General features: G+C 62.5%; 19 protein-coding genes. 12 read left to right on the top strand and 7 right to left on the bottom strand.

Annotated features, from left to right (window positions below; all coding sequences use genetic code 11):
• Positions 1-123: 123 nt before the first annotated feature.
• Both V9K84_RS00840 and V9K84_RS00835 read left to right on the top strand, forming a co-directional pair.
• Positions 124-1,065 carry a folate-binding protein YgfZ gene (locus V9K84_RS00840; RefSeq protein WP_088515490.1) on the top strand — a complete coding sequence of 314 codons (942 nt, stop codon included), beginning with the start codon at positions 124-126 and terminating at the stop codon, positions 1,063-1,065.
• Between the two features lie 58 nt (positions 1,066-1,123).
• Positions 1,124-1,930: an HDOD domain-containing protein gene (locus tag V9K84_RS00835; protein ID WP_054914777.1), complete on the top strand. Its 807-nt coding sequence runs from the start codon at positions 1,124-1,126 to the stop codon at positions 1,928-1,930.
• Here the strand turns inward: V9K84_RS00835 and V9K84_RS00830 are convergent, their stop codons facing one another.
• Both V9K84_RS00830 and V9K84_RS00825 read right to left on the bottom strand, forming a co-directional pair.
• Positions 1,931-3,313: a sensor histidine kinase gene (locus V9K84_RS00830; protein WP_043860097.1), complete on the bottom strand. Its 1,383-nt coding sequence runs from the start codon at positions 3,311-3,313 to the stop codon at positions 1,931-1,933. It lies immediately after the preceding gene.
• The gene (locus tag V9K84_RS00825) at positions 3,306-3,977 is read right to left on the bottom strand and encodes a response regulator (RefSeq protein WP_043860096.1); all 672 of its coding nucleotides are present in this window, start codon (positions 3,975-3,977) and stop codon (positions 3,306-3,308) included. The genes V9K84_RS00830 and V9K84_RS00825 overlap by 8 nt, the downstream gene beginning before the upstream one ends.
• 202 nt (positions 3,978-4,179) lie before the next feature.
• Here V9K84_RS00825 and V9K84_RS00820 point away from each other — a divergent pair, with 202 nt between their 5' ends.
• The 5 genes from V9K84_RS00820 to V9K84_RS00800 all read left to right on the top strand — a co-directional run bounded on the left by V9K84_RS00820 (position 4,180) and on the right by V9K84_RS00800 (position 9,623).
• Positions 4,180-5,469, top strand: coding sequence for an OprD family porin (locus V9K84_RS00820; protein WP_088515491.1), 1,290 nt, complete (start codon positions 4,180-4,182; stop codon positions 5,467-5,469).
• A gap of 35 nt (positions 5,470-5,504) precedes the next feature.
• Positions 5,505-6,485 (top strand): tripartite tricarboxylate transporter substrate binding protein, encoded by a 981-nt coding sequence (locus V9K84_RS00815; RefSeq protein WP_043860094.1) that lies wholly within the window; start codon positions 5,505-5,507, stop codon positions 6,483-6,485.
• A gap of 127 nt (positions 6,486-6,612) precedes the next feature.
• Positions 6,613-7,071, top strand: a complete 459-nt coding sequence (locus V9K84_RS00810) for a tripartite tricarboxylate transporter TctB family protein (RefSeq protein WP_043860093.1) — start codon at positions 6,613-6,615, stop codon at positions 7,069-7,071.
• Between the two features lies 1 nt (position 7,072).
• Complete coding sequence (locus V9K84_RS00805) at positions 7,073-8,587, top strand: tripartite tricarboxylate transporter permease (protein ID WP_043860092.1); 1,515 nt, start codon at positions 7,073-7,075, stop codon at positions 8,585-8,587.
• Complete coding sequence (locus tag V9K84_RS00800; RefSeq protein ID WP_088515492.1) at positions 8,580-9,623, top strand: AbrB family transcriptional regulator; 1,044 nt, start codon at positions 8,580-8,582, stop codon at positions 9,621-9,623. The genes V9K84_RS00805 and V9K84_RS00800 overlap by 8 nt, the downstream gene beginning before the upstream one ends.
• 50 nt (positions 9,624-9,673) lie before the next feature.
• Here V9K84_RS00800 and V9K84_RS00795 read toward each other — a convergent pair whose 3' ends face one another.
• From V9K84_RS00795 to ung, 4 genes are all read right to left on the bottom strand, one after another.
• Positions 9,674-11,197, bottom strand: a complete 1,524-nt coding sequence (locus V9K84_RS00795) for an autotransporter outer membrane beta-barrel domain-containing protein (protein ID WP_338793491.1) — start codon at positions 11,195-11,197, stop codon at positions 9,674-9,676.
• A 1,140-nt stretch (positions 11,198-12,337) separates the two neighbouring features.
• Positions 12,338-14,644, bottom strand: coding sequence for a hypothetical protein (locus V9K84_RS00790; protein ID WP_088515494.1), 2,307 nt, complete (start codon positions 14,642-14,644; stop codon positions 12,338-12,340).
• 172 nt (positions 14,645-14,816) lie between these two features.
• Complete coding sequence (locus V9K84_RS00785; protein WP_143516670.1) at positions 14,817-16,088, bottom strand: hypothetical protein; 1,272 nt, start codon at positions 16,086-16,088, stop codon at positions 14,817-14,819.
• A 120-nt stretch (positions 16,089-16,208) separates the two neighbouring features.
• The gene (ung, locus tag V9K84_RS00780) at positions 16,209-16,907 is read right to left on the bottom strand and encodes a uracil-DNA glycosylase (protein ID WP_088515496.1); all 699 of its coding nucleotides are present in this window, start codon (positions 16,905-16,907) and stop codon (positions 16,209-16,211) included.
• Positions 16,908-17,036: 129 nt separating this feature from the next.
• Here ung and V9K84_RS00775 point away from each other — a divergent pair, with 129 nt between their 5' ends.
• The gene (locus tag V9K84_RS00775) at positions 17,037-18,143 is read left to right on the top strand and encodes an enoyl-CoA hydratase/isomerase family protein (RefSeq protein WP_088515497.1); all 1,107 of its coding nucleotides are present in this window, start codon (positions 17,037-17,039) and stop codon (positions 18,141-18,143) included.
• 18 nt (positions 18,144-18,161) lie between these two features.
• On the opposite strand, the gene V9K84_RS00770 is transcribed toward V9K84_RS00775, so the two are convergent.
• Entirely contained in the window at positions 18,162-18,575 is a 414-nt protein-coding gene (locus V9K84_RS00770; protein WP_054914782.1) for a hypothetical protein, read from the bottom strand.
• A 213-nt stretch (positions 18,576-18,788) separates the two neighbouring features.
• On the opposite strand from V9K84_RS00770, the gene V9K84_RS00765 reads away from it, so the two are divergent.
• The 4 genes from V9K84_RS00765 (at position 18,789) to V9K84_RS00750 (ending at position 22,435) form a co-directional block, all read left to right on the top strand.
• Positions 18,789-20,258, top strand: a complete 1,470-nt coding sequence (locus tag V9K84_RS00765; protein WP_088515498.1) for a sensor domain-containing diguanylate cyclase — start codon at positions 18,789-18,791, stop codon at positions 20,256-20,258.
• A 25-nt stretch (positions 20,259-20,283) separates the two neighbouring features.
• The gene (locus V9K84_RS00760) at positions 20,284-20,505 is read left to right on the top strand and encodes a cysteine-rich CWC family protein (RefSeq protein ID WP_088515499.1); all 222 of its coding nucleotides are present in this window, start codon (positions 20,284-20,286) and stop codon (positions 20,503-20,505) included.
• Between the two features lie 32 nt (positions 20,506-20,537).
• Positions 20,538-21,230, top strand: a complete 693-nt coding sequence (locus tag V9K84_RS00755; protein ID WP_088515500.1) for a 16S rRNA pseudouridine(516) synthase — start codon at positions 20,538-20,540, stop codon at positions 21,228-21,230.
• Positions 21,231-21,550: 320 nt separating this feature from the next.
• Entirely contained in the window at positions 21,551-22,435 is an 885-nt protein-coding gene (locus V9K84_RS00750) for an alpha/beta hydrolase (protein WP_043860083.1), read from the top strand.
• Positions 22,436-22,545 lie beyond the last annotated feature (110 nt).

Raw genomic sequence — 22,545 nt, 5'->3', positions numbered from 1 at the left:
CAAATTGGCCGCCAGTATACAGGCCGAGCCTGTGAACGGCACAAGGCGTTGGTCTAGGTCGGCTACCTATTTTGCCGACAGCACTCTATGATGACCCCCAGTCCTGATTACCTGCGAAGACCCATGGCCGACTCCGCTTTTTTCTGCCCCCTGTCCCACGAGGGCGTCCTCGCCGTCCGCGGCTCTGACGCCGGCAAGTTTCTGCAAGGTCAACTGACCTGCAACATCAATTACCTCGACGAGCACACCTCCAGCCTCGGCGCGCGCTGCATGGTCAAGGGGCGCATGCAGTCGAGCTTTCGCATCGTGCCCCACGCCGACGGCTTCGTGCTGGCAATGACCCACGAACTGCTTGAGCCGCAACTGGCCGACCTGAAGAAGTACGCCGTGTTCTCCAAGGCCAAGCTCACCGACGAGAGCAGTGCCTGGGCGCGCTTCGGCCTGCAGCATGGCGACAAGGCGTTGCAGGCGCTGGGCATCGAGCCGCCGACGCAAGATGGCGCCATCAGCCGGCACGACCACCTGTTCGCGATTGCCGTATCGCCGGGCCGCACCGAACTGTGGGTACCGGCCGAACAGGCCGCAGCCGTACGCGAGCAACTGGCCCAGCACCTCGACGAAGGCCCGCTGGACGCCTGGCTGCTGGGGCAGATCCGCGCCGGTATCGGCCAGGTGATGGCCCAGACCCGCGAGCTGTTCATCCCGCAGATGATCAACCTGCAGGCCGTGGGTGGCGTCAGCTTCAAGAAGGGTTGCTATACCGGGCAGGAAATCGTCGCGCGCATGCAGTACCTGGGCAAGCTCAAGCGTCGCCTGTATCGCCTGGCCCTGGCCGAGGGTACTGCTCCGCCCCCTGGCACCGAGGTGTTCTCCCCTACCCATGCCTCATCGGTGGGTGAGGTGGTGCTGGCCGCCACGAGCGCGCAGGGCAGCGAGCTGCTGGCGGTGCTGACTGCCGATGCGGTAGCAGACGACAACCTGCACCTGGGCAGCCCCGAGGGCCCGCGCCTGGAACTGCTGAGCCTGCCTTACGAACTGGACCGCGATCGCGAAATCCAGCGCTGAGCCCACCTGCCCCGCCGCGTGTGGCGGTGGGGCCCCTGAATGCGCTAGAGAATCCACGATGAACACGCTGGCCCAGATCGTTGAAGCACAATTGCTCAGCGCCATCGACAACGATGACCTGGTGCTGCCGACCTTGCCGGAAGTGGCCCTGAGCATCCGCGAAGCGGCCGAAGACAGCGAGATCAGCGTCAGCACCCTGAGCAAGGTGATCGGCCGCGACGCCGCGTTGTCGGCACGCCTGATCAAGGTGGTCAACAGCCCCCTGTTGCGTGCGGCCACCGAAGTCACCGACCTGCAGACCGCCATCACCCGCATGGGTATCAACTACAGCTGCAACCTGGCCATCGGCCTGGTGATCGAGCAGATCTTCCATGCGCGCTCACCGGTGGTCGAACAGAAAATGCGTGAAATATGGGCCAAGAGCCTGGAAGTGGCCGGCATCAGCTATGAGCTGTGCCTGCGCTTCACCCAGCTCAAGCCCGACCAGGGCGCCCTCGCCGGGCTGGTCCACCAGATCGGCGCATTGCCGATCCTGACCTATGCCGAAGAACACAACGAACTGCTCTCCGACCCGGTCTGCCTGAACCATGTGATCGACCTGATCCACCCGGTACTGGGCGACAAGATCCTCAGCGTGTGGGAATTTCCCGAGCAACTGGCCGGGCTGCCGAGCCTGTCGCAGAACCTGGAGCGCAGCACCGACAAGCTCGACTATGTCGACATCGTGCAGATCGCGCGCACCCTCAGCGATGGCAATGAACATGCCCTGGCGCGCCTGCCGGCGATGCGTCACCTGAAGCTGCCACCCAACAGCCACCTGCAGGTCAGCGAGCTGATCGGCGCCAAGCACATGTTTCGCGCCTGATCAGTCGCCCGGGTTGAAGCTGACCCGAACCTTGAGCCCGCCGCGCTCGCCATCGTGCAGGCTGATCTGCGCCAGGTGTGCGCGGCAGATCTCACCGACGATAGCCAGCCCCAGGCCGGTGCCCTGCGCACTGCGCCGATAGAAGCGTTCGAACACCCGCTCGCGCTCCTGCGGGGGAATCCCCGGCCCGTCGTCCTCCACCTCCAGTACCGCCGGGGCCGTCACCCGCAGAATCACGTTGCCATTGGCCGGGGTGTGCGCCAGGGCGTTGTCCACCAGGTTGCTCAGCAATTCGTTGAGCAGCGTCGGCTCGCCGCGTATCCACACCGGCGCCTGGGCTTCCAGTGCCAATGCCACACCCCGTGCATGCGCCAGCGGCGCCATGGCCATGCCCAGCTCGCGGGCCAGCTGGCTGAGGTCGAGCAACTGTGCACCGCCCTCGGCAATGGCGCGCGCACCGTTCTCCACCCGTGCCAGCGACAGCAGCTGGTTGGCCAGGTGGGTCAGCTTGTCGGTGCCCTGGGCCGCCAGTTCGAGCGTGGTGCGCCATTCCTGCGGGTCCTTGGCGCGCAGGCCCAGTTCCACCCGCGCCTTGAGCGCCGCCAGGGGGGTACGCAACTCGTGCGCGGCGTCGGCGATGAACTGCGCCTGGCGCTCGAACTGGCCTCGCAGGCGCTCGGTGAAGTGATTCAGTGCACGCACCAGCGGCCCCAGTTCGCGCTGAACCTGAACCACCGGCAGGGCGCGCAGGTCGTCGGGCTGGCGTTCTTCCACGGCGCTGCGCAGGCGCTCCAGCGGGCGCAATGCGGCGCTGACCGCAAACCACACCAGCAGCAACGCCCCCATCGCCAGCATGCCCAGGCGCAGCAGGGTATCGGCCATCAGGCTGCGGGCCATGCTCACCCGCGCCTCTTCGGTTTCGGCCACGCGGATCTCCGCCATGCCGTTCATGTTCGGCTCGCTCACCGCCTTGAGCAGGCTGACCACCCGCACGTCCTGGCCCAGGTAGCGCGCATCGTAGAAGCGCGCCAGGGCCGGATAGTCATCGGTACGCGGGGTATCGGGCGGCGGTGCGGGCAGGTTTTCGTAGCCGGAAATCAGGCGTTGATGGATGTCGTTGACCTGGTAGTAGATCCGACCCGCGCTGTCGTAGGCAAAGGTGTCCAATGCCACGTAGGGCACATCGGCGCTGAGGGTGCCGTCGCGTTGCGAGAGCCCTGCGGCGATGGTGCGCGCCGAGGCCAGCAGGGTACGGTCATAGGCGGTGTCGGCAGCCTCGCGACCGTTCCAGTAGGCACTCAGCCCGCTGGCCACCATCAGCACCACCAGCAGCAGGGCGAGGTTCCACAGCAGGCGCCCGCGCAGGCTGCCGGCGTCACGCATCACGGTGCTCGAGCAGATAGCCCAGCCCACGGAAGGTGACGATCGCCACGGCATGACCGTCGAGCTTCTTGCGCAGGCGGTGCACGTAGATCTCGATGGCGTCGGGGCTGGCCTCCTCGTCCAGGCCGAACACCTGCGCCGCCAGTTGCTCCTTGCTCATCACCCTGCCAGGGCGGGCGATCAGCGCCTCGAGCACGGCCTGTTCGCGGGAGGTCAGGGCCAACAGCTCGCCCCCCAGGGTGAAGCGCCGGGTATCCAGGTCGTAGACCAGCGGGCCGCAGGTCTGCTGGCGCTCGCCACCGAGCACGCTGCGGCGCAGCAGGGCCTTGACCCGCGCCTCCAGCTCGGTCAGTTCGAACGGCTTGGCCAGGTAGTCGTCAGCCCCCAGGTTCAGGCCGTGCACCCGGTCCTTGACGTCGCTGCGGGCGGTCAGCATCAGCACCGGCACGGTCTTGCCGCGGGCCCGCAGGCGCGCCAGCACCTCGAAGCCGTCCATGCGCGGCAGGCCCACATCGAGCACCGCCACGGCATATTCCTCGCTGGCCAGGGCCAGGTCGGCAGCAACCCCATCGTGCAGCACATCCACCGTCAGGCCGGTGCTCTTGAGGGCCTGGGCCACGCTCTCAGCCAGTTGCAGATGGTCTTCGACGAGCAGTACACGCATCGATTTCTCCTGGTCGTGTCGCGTTCAATGGCGCGGAGTTTACAGCGCGGCGGGCGCCTGTGAAGCCATCGAAACATTGAAAGGCCACTGAAAGGTTAGCGAAAGGTTGAGCCCCTAGCATCGCCTGACGGCCCGTTGTACAGGCCGTAGATCGAACCGAAGCGTTCGACCCGAATAAGAACAATAACGGAGTCACCCCACGATGCTGTCCACCCAGCCTCAGGCGCCTGCGCCTGCCCGTCGCCTGCACCCTCGTCCCTCTGCCATCGCCAGTGCCCTCGCTTTTGTCGGCGTCGCCCCGCTGAGCCAGGCCGCGTTCATCGAAGACAGCACCGCCACCTTCGAAACACGCACCATGTACTTCAACCGCGATTTCCACAACGAGCCCAGCACCACGCAGTCCAAGCGCGAGGAATGGGCCCAGGGCTTCATGCTCAACCTGGAATCGGGCTACACCGAAGGCACCGTCGGCTTCGGCGTCGACGCCCTGGGCATGCTCGGGGTCAAGCTCGACTCCGGCAAGGGCCGCACCGGCACCGGCCTGCTGCCGACCCATGACGACGGGCGCGCCGCCGACGAGTACTCCAAGCTCGGCCTGACCGGCAAGGTCAAGGTGTCGGCCACCGAGCTGAAGGTCGGTACGCTGATCCCGCAAACGCCCACCCTGCGCCCCAACGACGGGCGTATCCTGCCGCAGACATTCGAGGGCGGGCTGCTGACCTCCCAGGAAATCAGGCACCTGACCTTCACCGGTGGCCGCCTTGAAAAGGTCAAGGACCGCAACGACACCAACAAGGAAGACATCGCCCTCAACAACAAGAACGGTCGCTTCCTGGGCACGGCCGAGGGCAACCATTTCGACATGGCCGGAGTGGACTACAAGCTCACCGACCGCATCACCGGCAGCTATCACTTCGCCCAGCTCGACGACGTGTACCGCCAGCACTTCGTCGGCCTGCTCGCGACCCAGCCGTTCGGCCCGGGCACCTTCGGCGCCGATGTGCGTGTGGCGTTCAGCGGCGACCAGGGCCAGGCCCGCGGCGGCAGGATCGACAACACCGCCTTCGGCAGCCTGCTCAGCTATGCCCTCGGCGGCCACAAGCTGAGCACCGGCTACCAGCGCCTGTCGGGCGACAGCGCATTCCCCTACGTCGATGGCGCCGACCCCTACCTGGTCAACTTCGTGCAGATCAACGACTTCGCCCAGGCCGACGAGCGCTCCTGGCAAGTGCGCTACGACTACGACTTCGCCAAGCTCGGCGTACCCGGCCTGAGCTTCATGAGCCGCTACCTCAGTGGCGACAACGTCAGCCGCGCCGGCGGTGGCGAAGGCAAGGAGTGGGAGCGCAATACCGAATTCAAGTACGTGGTACAGAGCGGCGCCCTGAAGAACGTCGCGGTGCGCCTGCGTAACGCCACCTTCCGTTCCAACTTCTCCCGCGACGCCGACGAAGTGCGGCTGCTGGTGAGCTACAGCGTGGCGCTTTGGTAATCCGCCCATAACAACAATGTTCACGGAGACTGACGATGACTTTTTCACTGCGCAAGATCGCCCTGGCCACCGGCTGCCTGCTGCTGGCCGGCAACGTGCTGGCCGCCGAACCCAAACGCCCCGAGTGCATTGCCCCGGCCTCGCCCGGCGGCGGCTTTGACCTGACCTGCAAGCTGGTGCAGAGCGCGCTGCTCAACGAGAAGATCCTGAGCAAGCCGATGCGCGTCACCTACATGCCCGGCGGAGTCGGCGCGGTGGCCTACAACGCGGTGGTGGCCCAGCGCCCGGCCGACGCCGGCACGCTGGTGGCGTGGTCCAGCGGCTCGCTGCTGAACCTGGCCCAGGGCAAGTTCGGCCGCTTCGACGAGAACGCAGTGCGCTGGCTGGCAGCGGTAGGCACCAGCTACGGCGCCATCGCGGTGAAAAAGGACTCGCCCTACAAGACCCTCGATGACCTGGTGGCGGCACTGAAAAAAGACCCTGGCAAGGTGGTGATCGGCTCGGGCGGTACCGTTGGCAGCCAGGACTGGATGCAGACCGCACTGATTGCCAAGGCCGCCGGCATCAACCCGCGCGACCTGCGCTATGTGGCACTGGAAGGCGGTGGCGAGATTGCCACCGCATTGCTGGGCGGGCACATCCAGGTGGGCAGCACGGACATCTCCGACTCGATGCCGCACATCCAGAGCGGCGACATGCGCCTGCTGGCGGTGTTCTCCCCCGAACGCCTGGACGAGCCCGAGATGAAGGACATCCCTACCGCCAAGGAACAGGGCTACGACATCGTCTGGCCAGTAGTACGCGGGTTCTACCTGGGGCCGAAGGTGAGCGACGAGGACTACGCCTGGTGGAAGGCATCGTTCGACACGCTGCTGGCCTCGGACGAATTCGACAAGCTGCGTGACCAGCGCGAGCTGTTCCCGTTCGCCATGACCGGTGAAGCGCTGGACGTGTATGTGAAGCAGCAGGTAGCGGACTACAAGGCACTGGCCCAGGAATTCGGACTGATCCAGTAACCCATCGCTTCACCTGTAGGAGCCGGCCTTGCCGGCGGATCACCGCGGTCCCGCCAGGTCGGTGGCGCGTCATGCGCCGGCAAGGCCGGCTCCTACGGGTGCAGGTTTGCCCTTCGAGGATTCCCCCATGATCCTGCAACGCCTTTTCGCCCTGACCCTGCTGGCCGCCTGCGCCGCACTGGCCGTCATGGCCTGGCCCTACCAGGCCGCCTTCTCCTACGAACCGGTCGGCCCGCGCGCCTATCCGTTGCTGATGCTCGGCCTGATGGCCATCGCCCTGCTCTACCTGGCGATCCGTCCCACGCCCATCGTGCGCAAGGACGACGAACCAGAGCTGGACCGCGCCAGCCTGATCAAGATCGGGCTGTGCACCGGCCTGCTGCTGGTGTTCGCCGCCACCTTCGAATCCCTGGGCTTCATCCTCAGCAGCACGCTGATCGGCATCCCCATGGCGCGCCTGTACGGCGGACGCTGGCTGCCCAGTGCGGTCATCGTCGGATTGATGAGCATCGCCCTGTACCTGCTGTTCGACCGCGCCATGGATGTGCCCCTGCCCCTGGGCCTGCTCGACGTTCTGGAGAATTGACATGGATACTTTCAGCTACCTCGGCCAGGGCTTCGGCGTCGCCCTGAGCCCCTACAACCTGGTGACTGCACTGTGCGGCACCCTGATCGGTACGGTGGTCGGCCTGCTGCCGGGCCTGGGCCCGATCAACGGCGTGGCGCTGCTGATCCCCATCGCGTTCGCCCTGGGCCTGCCGCCGGAATCGGCGCTGATCCTGCTGGCCGCGGTGTACCTGGGCTGCGAATACGGCGGGCGCATCAGCTCGATCCTGCTCAACATCCCCGGTGAAGCCTCCACCGTGATGACCACCCTGGACGGCTACCCCATGGCTCGCCAGGGCCTGGCCGGGGTGGCGCTGTCGCTGTCGGCCTGGAGCTCGTTCATCGGTGCGTTCATCGCCACCTGCGGCATGGTGCTGTTCGCCCCGCTGCTGGCCAAGTGGGCGATCGCCTTCGGCCCGGCGGAGTATTTCGTGCTGATGGTGTTCGCCATCGTGGCACTGGGCGGCATGGCCGGCGACAAGCCGCTCAAGACCTTCATCGCCGCCCTGATCGGGCTGTTCCTTTCGGCCGTGGGCATCGACGCCAACAGCGGTGTGTACCGCTTCACCGGCGACAGCATCCACCTCACCGACGGCATCCAGTTCGTGGTGCTGGTGCTGGGCCTGTTCTCCATCAGCGAGATCCTGTTGCTGCTGGAAAAGACCCACCACGGGCACAAGGCCGTGGAAGCCACCGGACGCATGCTGTTCAACCTCAAGGAAGCCGCTTCGGTGTTCGTGGTGAACATCCGCTGCGGCCTGCTCGGCTTCTTCATGGGCGTGCTGCCCGGGGCCGGTGCGACCCTGGCCAGTGCCGTGGCGTACATGACCGAAAAACGCCTGGCCGGTGCCAGCGGCACCTTCGGCAAGGGTGACAAGCGCGGCCTGGCCGCTCCGGAAACCGCCATCGGCGCCTCCTGCTGCGGCGCCCTGGTGCCGATGCTGACCCTGGGCGTACCGGGCTCGGGTACCACGGCGGTGATGATCGGTGCCTTGAGCCTGTACAACATCACCCCCGGCCCGCTGCTGTTCGAACAGCAGCCGGACATCGTCTGGGGCCTGATCGCCTCGCTGTTCATCGCCAACATCATGCTGGTGATCCTCAATATCCCCATGGTGCGCCTGTTCACCCGCATCCTGTCGGTGCCCAACTGGGCGCTGGTGCCGGTGATCGCGATCATCACCGCGATCGGCGTGTATGCGGTGCATGCCACCACCTTCGACCTGTTCCTGATGATCGGCATCGGCATTTTCGGCTACATCCTGCGCAAGCTGGACTTCCCGCTGTCGCCGCTGTTGCTGGGCTTCATTCTCGGCGGGCTGATGGAGCAGAACCTGCGCCGGGCGCTGTCGATCTCCAACGGTGAACTGGAGATTCTGTGGGCCAGCCCGATCAGCCTGGGGGTGTGGGCGATGGTCGCGTTGATGCTGACCCTGCCGCTGCTGCGTATCTGGCGCCGCCGCAGCGCCCAGCGTCGTGCCCTGGCCGATGTCTGAATCCACCTTGCGCACCTGGTGGGCCACTCCACTGGTCGGCCTGGCCGGCGGGTACCTCGCCAGCCTGGTCGGCTGGCCGCTGCCATGGATGGTCGGCTCGCTGCTGGCGGTGATTCTAGTGCGCTGCCTGACGCCCTGGCAGATCGGTGAAATACCCAACGGGCGCAAGTGCGGCCAGTGGATCATCGGCGTCGGCATCGGCCTGCACTTCACCCCCCAGGTGGTCGAACAGGTGGCCAGCCATTTCGGCTTGATCTTCTTCGGCGCGCTGATCACCAGCGTATCCAGCCTGATCGGCGTATGGCTGTTGCTGCGCACCGGTGAAGACCGGGCCACGGCGTTCTTTTCCAGCATGCCGGGCGGCTCGGGCGAGATGGTCAACCTGGGTGCACGCAACGGCGCAGTGCTCAGCCGCGTCGCCGCCGGGCAGAGCCTGCGGGTACTTGCGGTCGTGCTGTGCGTGCCCGCAGCGTTCAAGTTCCTGCTCGGCGACGGCGTACCGTTGAGCCATGCCGGTACGGTGGATGGTTACTGGCTGGCGTTGATCGCGCCGCTCGGGGTGCTGGCCGCACTGCTCTGGCAGCGCCTGCGCCAGCCCAACCCGTGGCTGTTCGGCCCGCTGCTGGTGGCCTCGAGCATCAGCATCGGCGCCAACCTGCACACCGGCCTGCCCGACGGCGCCAGCCAGCTCGGCCAGTGGCTGATCGGCAGCGGCCTGGGCTGTCACTTCAACCGCGCGTTCTTTCGTCGCGCGCCGTCGTTTCTGGGCCGTACCCTGGTCGCCACGGCGCTGACCATGCTGCTGGCCGGCATGGCGGCCTGGGCCTTGAGCGCGTTGACGGCGCTGGACCTGCGCTCGCTGACCCTGGGCATGATGCCCGGCGGTATCGCCGAAATGAGCCTGACTGCCGAAACCCTGCAACTGTCGGTACCGCTGGTGACCGCGCTGCAGGTGATGCGCCTGCTGTTCGTGCTGTTTCTGGCCGAGCCGTTGTTCCGGCACTGGGCGGGCGAACGAACATCTGCCAACCCCTGAAACGAGAAAAGGAAGCCGAGGCTTCCTTTTCTTTTCTATGACTCGCCTGCTTAGAAGCGATAGCTTGCGCCGAGGCTGAAGCTGTACGGCATCTCGATGTTCTTGCCGTTCATGTAGCCAGCCTCGCCGTACACCTGGAAGTCCTTGGCGACGGTCCAGGCAACCCCTGCGCCCAGCTCGGCGCGCGAACCGGACAGGTCGTTGTTGAACAGGTTGTTGTTCACCTGCACCTGGTTGCGCTGGGCGAACTCGTGGGCAAACGCGGCCTTCACGTAGGGCTGGATCATGCTGTCGCCGCCCAGCGAGATGGTCTTGCCGAGCGTGGTACCAACCTTGCCCAGCAGCGAGCGGCTGACATCGCCATTGGCGTCGAAGCCGTTGTCCAGGGTGAAGTCCTTGCCGGCCACCGCCGCAGCGGCCACCTGGGCGAAGGGTTCGATGAAGTAGCCATCGTCGAGCTTGATGTGCTTGCCGACTTCGACCGAGGCGCTCATGCCGTGGGTGTCGTAGTCGCCCTTGGTGCGGGTGCCATCGCTCAGGCCGACCTTGGCGTCGTTCTGGTAGCGGTTGTACTTGAGCACGCTGTCGACGTAGTAGCCGCTCTCAGGGTCCATCCAGGTGGCGTAGCCGCCCACATAGTAGCTGTCGATGCTGCCGGAGCTGCCGTAGCTCAGGTTCAGGTCCGAGCGGCTGTGGCCGGCCAGCAGGCCCAGGGTCCAGTTGCTTTCGCCCAGTTGCGCATCGGCCCCGAAGGTCAGCCCGCGCTGGTTCTGCTGGTACCCTACGCCCGACGAGGCGTCGGCAATGTTGTGCTGGTTGCCGTATGCACGCATCCACACCCCGGCGTTCTTGCCCTGGTTGTAACGCAGTTCGCCCATGCGGCTGCGCAGCGAGGTCATTTCGCCGTAGGCGATGGTGATCGGGGTGTTGAACAGGGCCATGACCGTGCGGGTCATCGGGCTGATGGTGCGGGTTTCCCTGTCCAGGTACCAATCCTGATCGCCCTTTTGCACCAGCTTGTAGGAGTAGGCGCCCAGGTCTACCTGTTCACCCTGGTTGAGCAGGCTGAATTGCGCGTCGCCAGAGCCCATGTGCACCACTTTAAGGCTGTCCAGGGAAGGGTCTGCGCCATTGGAGCCCATCAGCAGGCCATGGCTGCCGCTGGCGTTGCCAGTGACATTGAGGAAGTCGGTGTTGCCATTGGAAAAGTCCGATGCCATGACGAAGGTGCCATTGCCCGAGAGGTTCTCGACGTTCAGACGATAGAACGTGGCGTTGTCGCCGAAGGTGACCTGGCCGCCGTTCATGGCCAGGCTACCGACCGAACTGGTATCGGTCATGGTCCAGTTGGCACCACCGCCAATGCCGGCCTGCTGTACATCCACCGTCTTGCCTGTGAATTGTGCATTGCTGTCCAGGCTCAATACCTGGACGCGGTCCAGATCGCCAACCAGCAACGAGCCACCTTGAACACTGACTAGCTGCGCATTCTGAACGTTGCCAGCCAACTGCGAGCGTTCCGCCAACACCAGCGAAAGGTCCCCCCCCTCCTGCGCGACAAGATTGCCGATCATGCTGGACTGGTTGAAGCTTACGTTCGCAGTACCGGCAGCAGCGACAGTAACATCACCCTCCAGAACCGATTGATTGAAGTCGACTGCTGTTGTGCCACCGCTCTGAATATCCCCGACCAGGCGGCTGTTATCCAGCCCCAGACTGGCCCGGCCACCTTCAGCGACCACGATATTCCCCTCGATCTCGGACGCTCCGGCGGTCAACGTGGTGTTGGAAAACTCACTGATATTGATTGCAGTACCGTTGCCTGCGGACACACGGGAGCCATTTTGCATATCGATGATCGCGTCACCACGAGTGCGCACTTCAATGCCGTTACCTGTAACGCTACTTACCGAACTGTTGTCCAGTCGCAGGGCTGCGACATCCGGACGTAGCTCGCTTTCACGCAGCATCCTTACACCGAAGTTCTGCCCAATGATGCTGCTGTTCGATACCTGAGCGGTACCCCCTTGCAAACGCAAGCCGTCACTGTTCGCTGCAGTCGCACTCACCTGTGAGTTAGCCAGGGTCAATTCACCTCCGGCATTGACCTGAATGCCAACCGAGCCACCTTGAATGGTGCTGTTAGAAACCGAAGCAGTAGACCCATCCCCCGCCCCGTGCGCCAGTAACAACCCGACACTGCCCCTACTGGTAATTGTGGCGTTGGCAATACTCGCCTGACTATCGACCAGGTTGATGGCGACGCTGTTGGACGTCAGCGTATCGCCTCGCAAAATGCTCAGCACTGAATCGGTGACACTGATTGACGACGTTTGCGCGCCATCGACCGTGAGAGCTGACTGATTGATCAACACGTAGCTATCCAGCGGTGTGCCTGAGGAAACTGTCAGTGTTTGGTTATCCAGAACAACAGCCCACGCGGAGGTGCTGATACAACCAAAAGAAAAAACGCTCACCCACTTCAATAGCGGCAATGTTAATCGTGTGTTTCTTAACAAACGCATCGACGTGTGCATGTTGATCTACCTGTTGAAATTGACGGACTGTTTTCAAGCGCCGAACGGAAGCGGCGATTTTAAATAAAGGACCGCACGCCTGATGTAGGAATAATCAACAACTCACACAGGATTCAACGACATCAATAACCTGCAACCACGCGGGCGGTTGCAGGTTTGACATGGAACAGCTATTCGCTAGCGACTGGAAGCAACTACCCACGCGGCACACAACAAACCACCCTGGCGAGTATTGTACTTGACCAGCACGGCTCTTGATTTGTAGACATCCACCCCACGCTGAACGGTGTAATACGCGACGAAAGAATCGGCCCTAGGCTCGGGTGGATTAGTCGTCTGATCAAACAAGCTGTTCTCATAAGGAACTCTGATATTGATAGTCGTTCCCGGAGTGTATGAAGCACCCAGCGGGTCCTGTACAAAGGCCCTGCTGGCTGCTGGGGCGACCTTTTGGGGCGGAGGGTCTGCGGGAACAACTACGTTATTCACAATGGTGTATTCCGGGAATTCTGCACCGCCCAAAGACTCTTTGTGATATTCAAAGAACACGGTCACCAGGTCCCGAGCCCTGAACAGCTTCTGAGGGTCAAGCAATTGCAGATTGATACCATTCCAAGGCGAACTGCCACAGTTCACTACCCCCGTTGACGGGGTCGGAGTACCCGGTGCTGCACCCTGGCGTCCTGCTGGCGTCCCGTTACCGCCGTTGAACCAGACAAAATACGGTGCGGCAAGATCTGTAGTCACTGCCGTCACGCTTACCGTCGTATTGATCGACTGCTGTGGGTTTTTATCGATGGCAGCGGCGGCGGCATTTTCGTAAACCTTGTAATAGGCAAGGTAATCACCATTCCCCTTGCTGGTAAGCAGTGCCCACGGTACTTTTACAGGAATTACCTGAGGCGACGTCTGGTCGGCCAAGGTAATATCACCAACCCGCGCGCCGTCATAAAACAGGTGGATGATATTTCCGCTCGCGGCGTTCGTATAAACGGTGAACTCGATTGTGACCTCCTTGTCTTTATCCAACAATGTAAGGTTGTTGTTTGGTGACTGCCCACTTCCCCCCTTGAACACCAGCGGCGTGAGCAACGGGTTGACGGGGTCGGGATCATTGGGGTTTATCGGCCCGGCAACATTCAAATCAACTTGGGGCGTAGTCGGGAGTGATGGCCCATACAGTTCACCATTACGTCGAACCTGATAGGTGACTCGCCCCTCGTACACTGCCCGCGCATCGGGATCCGAAAGAAACGCCCAGCCGACAGTGGTCTTGCCGCCGGAGAAGGGGAAAGGAGGCAACTGACGAGGATTATCTGGAGTGCCCCAACTGACGATGATTTCATCGGTCGGCAAGGAACCCGCATAATCCGGAATCACGATGTCCACCCCCGCAGCAGCGTGCACGCGATAAATCGGACTTGCGATCAGGGGAGCTTGAAGCCCGCTCGGTACTGCCTGCAGGCGTACCTCAATGTTCAGCCCGACCGATTTTCCCGAGCGGTTGATAATGCGATCACCCAGTAAATACACCAGCTGACTTGTGCCACCGCCGAGCTCTTCGATTACTCGTGCTGGGACTTCGACTGACTCCAAGCGTGCTGCGGCATTGTTAGGCCAGATTGGCGCAGTAAACAGTACCGCGTCGTCCGAGCCCCGCAGGATGGTGATGGAGTCGCCGCGACGAGCAACGACATAAGGAGGTACCGGGAATCTTATCGTCGGGTGACTATCGAGATACTCTTTATCGAATACAGGATGTGGTTCCCCTGAAGGAGGCAGATCGGCAGGTACGCCAAGGGCTGCAGGTGAAACACCATTTGAAGGCGCAACTCTATCGATAGTGAACGACTGTGCCAACGAAGAATCGGGGTTCAGCGCCTGATCGTTCTGAACGATGTAACTGATGCGATGAACACCATCTGGCAGGCTCTCGAGCATCTTGGGGGTAATGTACACCATGGCAGGAAAAGGTGTGGCAGGGTCGACAGGATAGGGAACCTTGAATGGCTCCCCGCGCCGTGCTTCTTCCACCGGATCGGTCTCCTGCTGCCAATCTTCACCTTCTCCCGCGTAGCGCCACGGAATGCCGTTGAACACCAGGCGAATCTCGTCATACGATCCTGTGTAGTCGTCCCCTCCCGTTTCTCCCCACTGCGGAACACCTAAGCACGCATAGTCATTTTCATTTTCATCGTGATAGGCCGCCTCTGGTAATGCGTTGGGCCGCCCGTCCGGGATATTGGGTAAAGCACCAATAATCACGAACTCGTCGGCCAGAGTGTCTGCGGCGAAAAGCCCGAAGGCGGGCTTGACCTTGCCAATGCTCGACGGCTTTTTGGTTCTTGCCTCAAGCACCTTGTTATTGAATTGCTGCAGTGCAAGCCGCGTGGCTTCGGCCTGCTCATCCTGTGCTTCAACCGAAGTGTCCGCACCACCCGCACCGGACCCGCCATGTTCAAAACTTTCACTATGAATGCTCATCTGACCGTTCTCCCTCAGACCATTGATATTTATTTCTTACACAGTCAACTCCTGAGCCTGAAAAAACCAGGCTCTTTCCCGACATACACCGACGACACTTACGACCCACCGTGGGATTGCCCCACCGAAATTATCTGTTGTTCGCTTTTGATGTGCCGACCATCAGTTGAACTTACGTCGGCTTATTTTTACTTATGGATTTGAACGTGTCAGGCCACCGACCGTTACACACAGCTGGGGGGTTACCCGGTTTTTCAAGCGAAATACCAAAAATACTGTACTCCGAAGCTCTCCAGCGCCCAGGGGTGCGCTCAACTCGGTAACCCACCCGTACTGAAGCCTCCATAGGTGAATAGTCGCTGAGCTTTTCGATAATCAGTTCATTGATACGGTTCATGAACAGATAACCATCGGCAGTTATTGCCACAGGCGTGCGGGGTAAATAATCGGGCTCCGTGTCGACAGGGAAAGCGCCAACAGTGTCGCTACACAACTGCCAACTGAGCTGCACCCTGTCACCGACCTCCAATCCTGTCTGCGGTAGAGGCACCCGAAATTTGAGCCCGCGCCGCTCGACCTCCTGCTCCGAACCGGGCTGTGCGGCAGCGTGTTTGAGAGACTCACAATTGATCCAGCCAAATAAAGATACGTACGGTTGAATATCCTCGACTGGCGCGAAGAGTCCTGATACTTCAACATTTACATCAAGCACGTTCGACCAGCGATTAATATTTCCAGAGCGGTCATATAAATGACAGAAAACCCGATAGCGCCCCTTTCTCAGCAGACTTTCGTCGAGAAGCAGTTCAAAGGGAGACTGGGATTTATTGGCGCTGTTTACAGAAAACATCTGGATCGCCTCGGGGGGAAGCGTGACGTCTTCAAACTTCTGGAAATAAAGATGAACACTGTCTTCCAGACGAATGTCCGGCCAGGTTTTCAAGGTAAACAGTGCCGAGCCGTTGTTGCCAAGCAGGTGAGCAGCATTGATCGTGCCCGGCCCACTGAGCAGCAACTTATCTCCCTGATTGGGTGCAGTACGATCGATACGTACGTGCACCGTGCTCGATCGGACTTCGTTTTCGACGTCCTTGAACCAGAGTTCGTAACGGACACCGAAGGCCCCCTCGCCGCCCAGGTACTCGGCAGGCACCTGAAGCACAACCGGGAATACGGAAGGATCAGCAGGATCCGCCGGCATGACCTTGCTTACAGGGCTGCCGACAGGTTTGTCATCCCACAGCACCTGAAAAACCATTTCAGGCGCAATGAAGCCGCTTTCTATCAGTATGTTGTAGTCAACGAGGTAGCCGTCCCAGGCATCGATCTCGAAATGCAGTGGTTGGCTTTGCTTTTCACGGGGCAGTGTGGCAATGCCATCTTCATCCTCGAGTATGGGCAGAACCCCAAGCAGACGCAGCCTGCTTAGGCTTAGACCACCCATCTTGGACCTGAGTATGCTCACAATGCACCCTCCCCTGTAGCGAGTAGTATTCCCTCTCGGAACCTGGGCTCACTCTAAGACAAGGCCATGCGCTGCGAAACTGACAGAAATACTAGGTCTTCACGCCCCCAGCGCCGGTAGCGCCCACTCCACCGGCGCCAGCCCGTGCTGTTCCAGAAACTTGTTGGCCCGGCTGAAATGCCCGCAGCCGATGAAGCCACGGTAGGCCGACAACGGTGAAGGATGCACCGACTTGAGCACCAGATGCTTGGTACCGTCGATCAGCGCAGACTTGCTCTGGGCATGCTTGCCCCACAACAGGAACACGGTGGCGGGCTGGCGCTCACTGACCAGCTGGATGATGCGGTCGGTAAACGACTCCCAGCCTTTTTTGGCATGCGACGCGGCAATCGAGCGCTCCACGGTCATGGTGGTATTGAGCAGCAGCACGCCCTGTTCGGCCCAGCTCTGCAGGTAGCCGTGGTTCGGGATCGGGATGTTCAGGTCGCGCTGCAACTCCTTGTAGATGTTCACCAGCGACGGCGGCGCGGGCACCCCAGGCTGCACCGAGAAGCACAGGCCGTGTGCCTGGCCCGGGCCGTGGTAGGGGTCCTGCCCCAGAATCACCACTTTGACCTGGTCCAGCGGTGTGGAGTTGAGCGCATTGAAGATCAGCGGGCCCGGGGGATAGATCTCCTTGCCGGCCGCATATTCCTGACGCAGGAACTCACGCAGCTGCTGCATGTAGGGCTGTTCGAATTCGCAGCGCAGAGCGTCTTTCCAGCTCGGTTCGAGTTTGATGCGGTCATCGTTGGTCATGGGCACTCCCGTAGGCAATGGGGGCGGACACTAGGAAAGCTGCCAGCGCTTGTCAATCGATCCGACCGGCGACCGGCATGATCGCTGACAGTAGCCATACTTGTCGGGATAACCGCAGTGAGGTGGCCCATGGCCGTAGCGTTCGAAGTACTCACCGGCGTCGATGGCGCCCGCATCGGCGTTGCCAGCCTGGATGCGCCCCAGTCGCTCAACGCCCTGTCGTTGCCGATGATCGAGCAGTTGAGCACCCACCTGCAAAGCTGGGCCAAGGATGACGGCATCGTCTGCGTGCTGCTGCGCGGGCTGGGTGACCGGGCGTTCTGCGCGGGGGGCGATGTGCGCAGTCTTGTGGAGGCGTGCCGCGCACAGCCTGGTGAAGTACCGCCGCTGGCGGCGCGTTTCTTCGCCGCCGAGTACCGGCTCAACTATGACCTGCACCATTACCCCAAGCCTCTGCTGTGCTGGGGGCACGGGCATGTGCTGGGCGGCGGCATGGGCCTGCTGCAGGCCAGCACGGTACGCATCGTGACCCCGAGCAGCCGCCTGGCGATGCCGGAAATCAGTATCGGCCTGTACCCGGACGTGGGCGCCAGCTGGTTCCTGAACCGGCTGCCAGGGCGTCTTGGCCTGTTCCTTGGGCTGACTGGCGCGCCGATCAATGCACGCGATGCACTGGACCTGGGCCTGGCGGATCGCTTCATGGGCGAAAACCAGCAGGACGAGCTGATTGAAGGGCTGTTGCAACTGAACTGGCAGGAGCAGACCGCGATGCAGCTCAACAGCCTGCTCAAGGCGTTGCAGCAGCAGGCGCTGGCCGAGTTGCCGCCGGCCCGATGGCTGCCACGCCGGGCGCAGATCGACGCGCTGCTCGATGTCAGCGACCCGGCCTGTGCCTGGCGGGCGATCGCACAGTGGCGCATGCACGACGACGAGGTCCTGGCCAAGGCGGCACGCACCCTCACCGAAGGCTGCCCGCTGACCGCGCACCTGGTGTGGCAGCAGATCGCGCGGGCGCGCTACCTGTCGCTGGGGCAGGTGCTGCAGATGGAATATGCGATGAGCCTGAACTGCTGCCGGCATCCGGAGTTCAGCGAAGGGGTACGCGCGCGCCTGGTGGACAAGGACCAGACGCCGCATTGGCATTGGCAGGAAGTTGCTCAGGTCCCCCAGGCAGTGGTGCAGGCGCACTTCAGCAAGGCATGGGAGGGGCGGCATCCGCTGGCTGACCTTGTGTGAAGCCAGCGAATGCGATGTTCACCGGTGCGAGTTGCGATCGCCCCAGCCGTTGTCGCTGCGACCCCGGTCACGCCCATGATCGCGCCCATGGTCATTGTCCCGCCCCTGATGCCACTGCTGCCCCTGACCATAGCGCGGGTTCTGGTAGTAACGCCCTGGGGCGGGGCGCACATTGTAGTAGCCATGCCCCGGTACCGGGCGGTACTGAGGCACGGGCGCCGGGCGGTAGTAACGCGGCGCGGGGGCGTAATAGCGAGGTTGCGGCACCACGTAGTACCCCCTGTTGTAGGGATAACCACGGTCGTAACCACGGTATTCATAGCGGTCCACGGTGTACACATCACTGCGGTAGTAGCCCTGGCCACCGTAATACGGAGCACAGGCGGTGGTCAGCACACCCAGCACAACAATCAGCAAAAGTCGGCGATACATGGCGGCCTCCCGGACCGCTGAACTGCACATCCCAGCGGCGCTGGTCGGCGTCGATCGGCAAGCGTTCATCGACATAGGCTAAGACCACCGAATCGACGTGCCGTGCGTTTTTCGAAATAAATTGTGACAAGACCGATACCCCTGAAAATCGTCCAGTTATTTTCTGCGCGCCCCTCTAGAATAAGACGCATCGGTACCCGCCACGGATCTGCCATGCCGCTTCGTTACGCCCTGTTCTCGCAACGCTCGTTGATGCTGGCATTGCTGTTGTTGCTTGGCTGCGGCTTTCTGGCCACGTCGCTGCTCAGCTACTTTGCCTCGCGCAGCGAGATCCGCGACAACATCATCAACACCGAGCTGCCGCTGACCTCCGATACCGTCTACTCCGAAATCCAGCGGGACCTGGTGCGCCCGGTGGTGATCGCCTCGATGATGGCCCAGAACACCTTCCTGCGTGACTGGGCCCTGGCCGGCGAACAGGACCCGATGCCCATCACCCGCTACCTCAATGAAGTGATGGCGCATCAGAATGCCTACACGGCGTTTTTTGTCTCCGAGGCCAGCGGCCTCTACTACCAGGCCAAGGGCGTACTCAAGCATGTCGACCCGCGCACCGAGCGTGACCGCTGGTACGCACGCGTCAAGGCGATGGACACGCCCTACGAGATCAACGTCGACCTGGACATGGCCAACCAGGACAAGCCCACCGTCTTCATCAACTACAAGGTGTTCGACTACCAGGGCAGGTTCATCGGCGCGGCTGGCGTCGGGCTGACGGTCGAAGCGGTGATCAGGCGCCTGAGCGACTACCAGTTGCGCTATCAGCGTACGGTGTATTTCGTCGATGCCAGCGGTCGCATCGTGCTCACCGGGTCTGCCGGCGGCCCCGAAGGCGTACACAGCGGGCTCACGCTGCGCGAGGTGCCAGCGCTGGCCGACCTGCAGCAGAAAATGCCCGTGCCGGTGGAGGGCAACCGCGAATACAACCATGATGGGCACAGCCACTTTCTCAATGTGCGCCTGATCCCCGAGCTCGACTGGTACCTGTTCGTCGACAAGCGCGACGGCACGGCCCTGGACAGTGCACGCCAGTCGCTGTACATGAACCTGGTGATCTGCGCGATGATCACCCTGGTGGTGCTGTCGCTGCTCAATGCGATGATCCGTCGCCATCAGGACAACATCCAGACCCTGGCAACCCTCGACAGCCTGACCGGCCTGCCCAACCGACGCGCCTTCGACCTGCTGGCGGCACAGGCCCTGCGCGACACCGAGCGCGAGCCCATGCCACTGGTGGCACTGCTGCTCGACCTGGACCACTTCAAGGCCCTCAACGATACACACGGCCATCTGGCCGGCGACGAAGTGCTGCGCCAGTTCGCGCGCATCCTGGAAAGCTGCCTGCGCCATACCGATATCATCTGTCGTTGGGGCGGCGAGGAGTTTCTCGTGCTGCTCAAGAACACCGACGCCGACGCCGCACGGGCGGTTGCCGAAAAGATTCGCCTGCGCACCGAGCAACTGGCCTTCGGCTATGCCGACAAGGTACTCGACCTGACCGTGAGCATCGGCTTGAGCGCCCATCGGTCCGACGATACCTTGCACACCCTGATCGCCCGCGCCGATGATGCGCTGTACCGCGCCAAACAGGGCGGACGCAATCGCGTCTGCTCGGAACTGTAAAACGCCGCCCCCGGTAGCCACCACAATGACCGATACCCGCCTGTGCCCCGCCTGCGGCGCCAGCAACCAATGCAGCCTCGCCGACCCGCGTAGCGCCACCCAGGCCTGCTGGTGCTACAGCGTGCAGATCGATCCCCGCGTGCTCGAAGCGCTGCCGGCGCATTTGCGCAACAGTGCCTGCCTGTGCCCGCGATGCGCCCAGGTCGATGCCCGATTGCAGGCAGCCAAGCCTGCGCCGAACCGTTAGACTGCGCGCCCACCTCTGTACGCCCAACCGCCATGCGCCTCGACCGTTTTCTCAGCAACCTGCCATGTTTCAACCGCCAGCAGGTGCGCCTGCTGCTGGTGCAACGACGGGTGCGGGTGGATGGCGTGGCCATCGCCGACCCGTACCATGAGGTACGCGAGTTCAGCCGCGTCGAGGTCGACCAGCAGGTGCTGCAAGCCGGGCGTGCACCGCGCTACCTGATGCTGCACAAGCCGATGGGTTGCGTCAGCGCCACCGTCGACCCGCAGCACCGCACCGTGCTCGACCTGCTCGACGAACCCGACCGGAACGACCTGCACATCGCCGGGCGCCTGGACTTCAACACCACCGGGTTGCTGCTGCTGACCAACGATGGCCAGTGGTCACGTCGCCTGACCCAGCCCAAGACAGGGCTGGCGAAAACCTACTACGTCGAGACCGAGCAGCCGATCACCGACGCCTATGCGCCAACCTTTGGCCAGGGCATCTACTTCGCCTTCGAAAACCTCACCACCCTCCCCGCCGAGCTCACCCTGCTGGGCAGCCACAGCGCGCGCCTGAGCATCGTCGAGGGGCGCTATCACCAGGTCAAACGCATGTTCGGCTTCTTCGACAACAAGGTCACGCGCCTGCACCGCGAGCGCATGGGCCCGCTGCACCTGGACCCGCAGCTGGCCCCGGGGCAATACCGTGCGCTGAGCCAGGATGAAATCCTGGCCATCTGACGCCACGACCGCTCGGCAAAAAAATCATCGATTGCGCCAACGGCACTTGCGGGTTGGCCGGGCGCCTGCTTGAATCCAACCGTCAGTCTGCATGTGACCAATCGGTCACGAACGCAGTCCAAGGCACCTTTCTGCAGGTGACCGGCGCCCCGAAGCGCTGGCGTCCGGCAGATTGCCCACCTAACAACAATACCCGTCGACCAGCCGGCAACGGATCGACACAGGGCCCCTCGTTTCATTTCAAGGCGTATGCCTACCTGTCATGAAGACCGGGCAAGCTTGCTTGCACGGATACCCTTTTTGCGCCAGGAGTCGATGACATGAGGCCAGAAATTGCTGTGCTGGATATACAGGGTCAGTACCGGGTTTACACGGAGTTCTATCGCGCGGACGCCGCAGAGAAGACGATCATCCTGATCAACGGCTCGCTCGCCACCACAGCGTCTTTCGCCCAGACGGTGCGCAACCTGCATCCGCAGTTCAACGTCGTGCTGTACGACCAGCCCTACTCGGGCAAGTCCCGGGCGCACAACCGCAACGACCACCTGCTGACCAAGGAAACCGAAGGCCGGATCCTGCTTGAGCTGATCGACCACTTCGCCGCCGACCACCTGATGTCGTTTTCATGGGGCGGTGCCTGCACCCTGCTGGCACTGGCCAGCAAGCCGCGGCGCATTCGCAAGGCCGTGGTCAGCTCGTTCTCGCCGGTGATCAACGAACCGATGCGCGACTACCTGGAGCGCGGCTCGCACTACCTGCGTACCTGCGACCGCCAGCAGATGGGCAAACTGGTCAACGACACCATCGGCAAGCACCTGCCCTCGCTGTTCAAGCGTTTCAATCATCGCCACGTCAGCAGCCTGGCCGAGCATGAGTATGCGCAGATGCACTTCCACATCCATCAGGTGCTGGATCACGACCTCGGGCGGGCCCTGCGGGCCGCACAGGCCATCGACATTCCGGTGCTGTTCATGAATGGTGAATGGGACGAATACACCACTGCCCACGACGCCCGGCAGTTTTCCCGGCACGTGCGCCACAGCCACTTCAGGCCGATTCGCAGCGCCGGCCATTTCCTGGACATGGAGCACAAGGCGGCCTGCCGCGACACCCGCGAGGTGCTGCTGGAGTTTCTCGGCCCGCAACCGCGTGAAACGCGCTCCCCGTATCACTTCGTGCACGGCCAGCACGCGCAGGCCATCTGAGTGGTCGCGGCCAGTGTAGCGCCGGTCTGCGGCAGACCGGCACTGCGGCTCGCGAGCTGCCGATTGCAATAAGGGCTTCAAATCGTCTCGCAGTTCTGGTACAAAGTGCG

The organism is Pseudomonas sp. AE27, from assembly GCF_037113495.1.
In the GTDB taxonomy this organism is placed as follows: Bacteria; Pseudomonadota; Gammaproteobacteria; order Pseudomonadales; family Pseudomonadaceae; genus Aquipseudomonas; species Aquipseudomonas palmensis.
The sequence above is the reverse complement of the archived record's forward strand: the minus strand, read 5'-3'. Positions and strand labels throughout refer to the sequence as shown.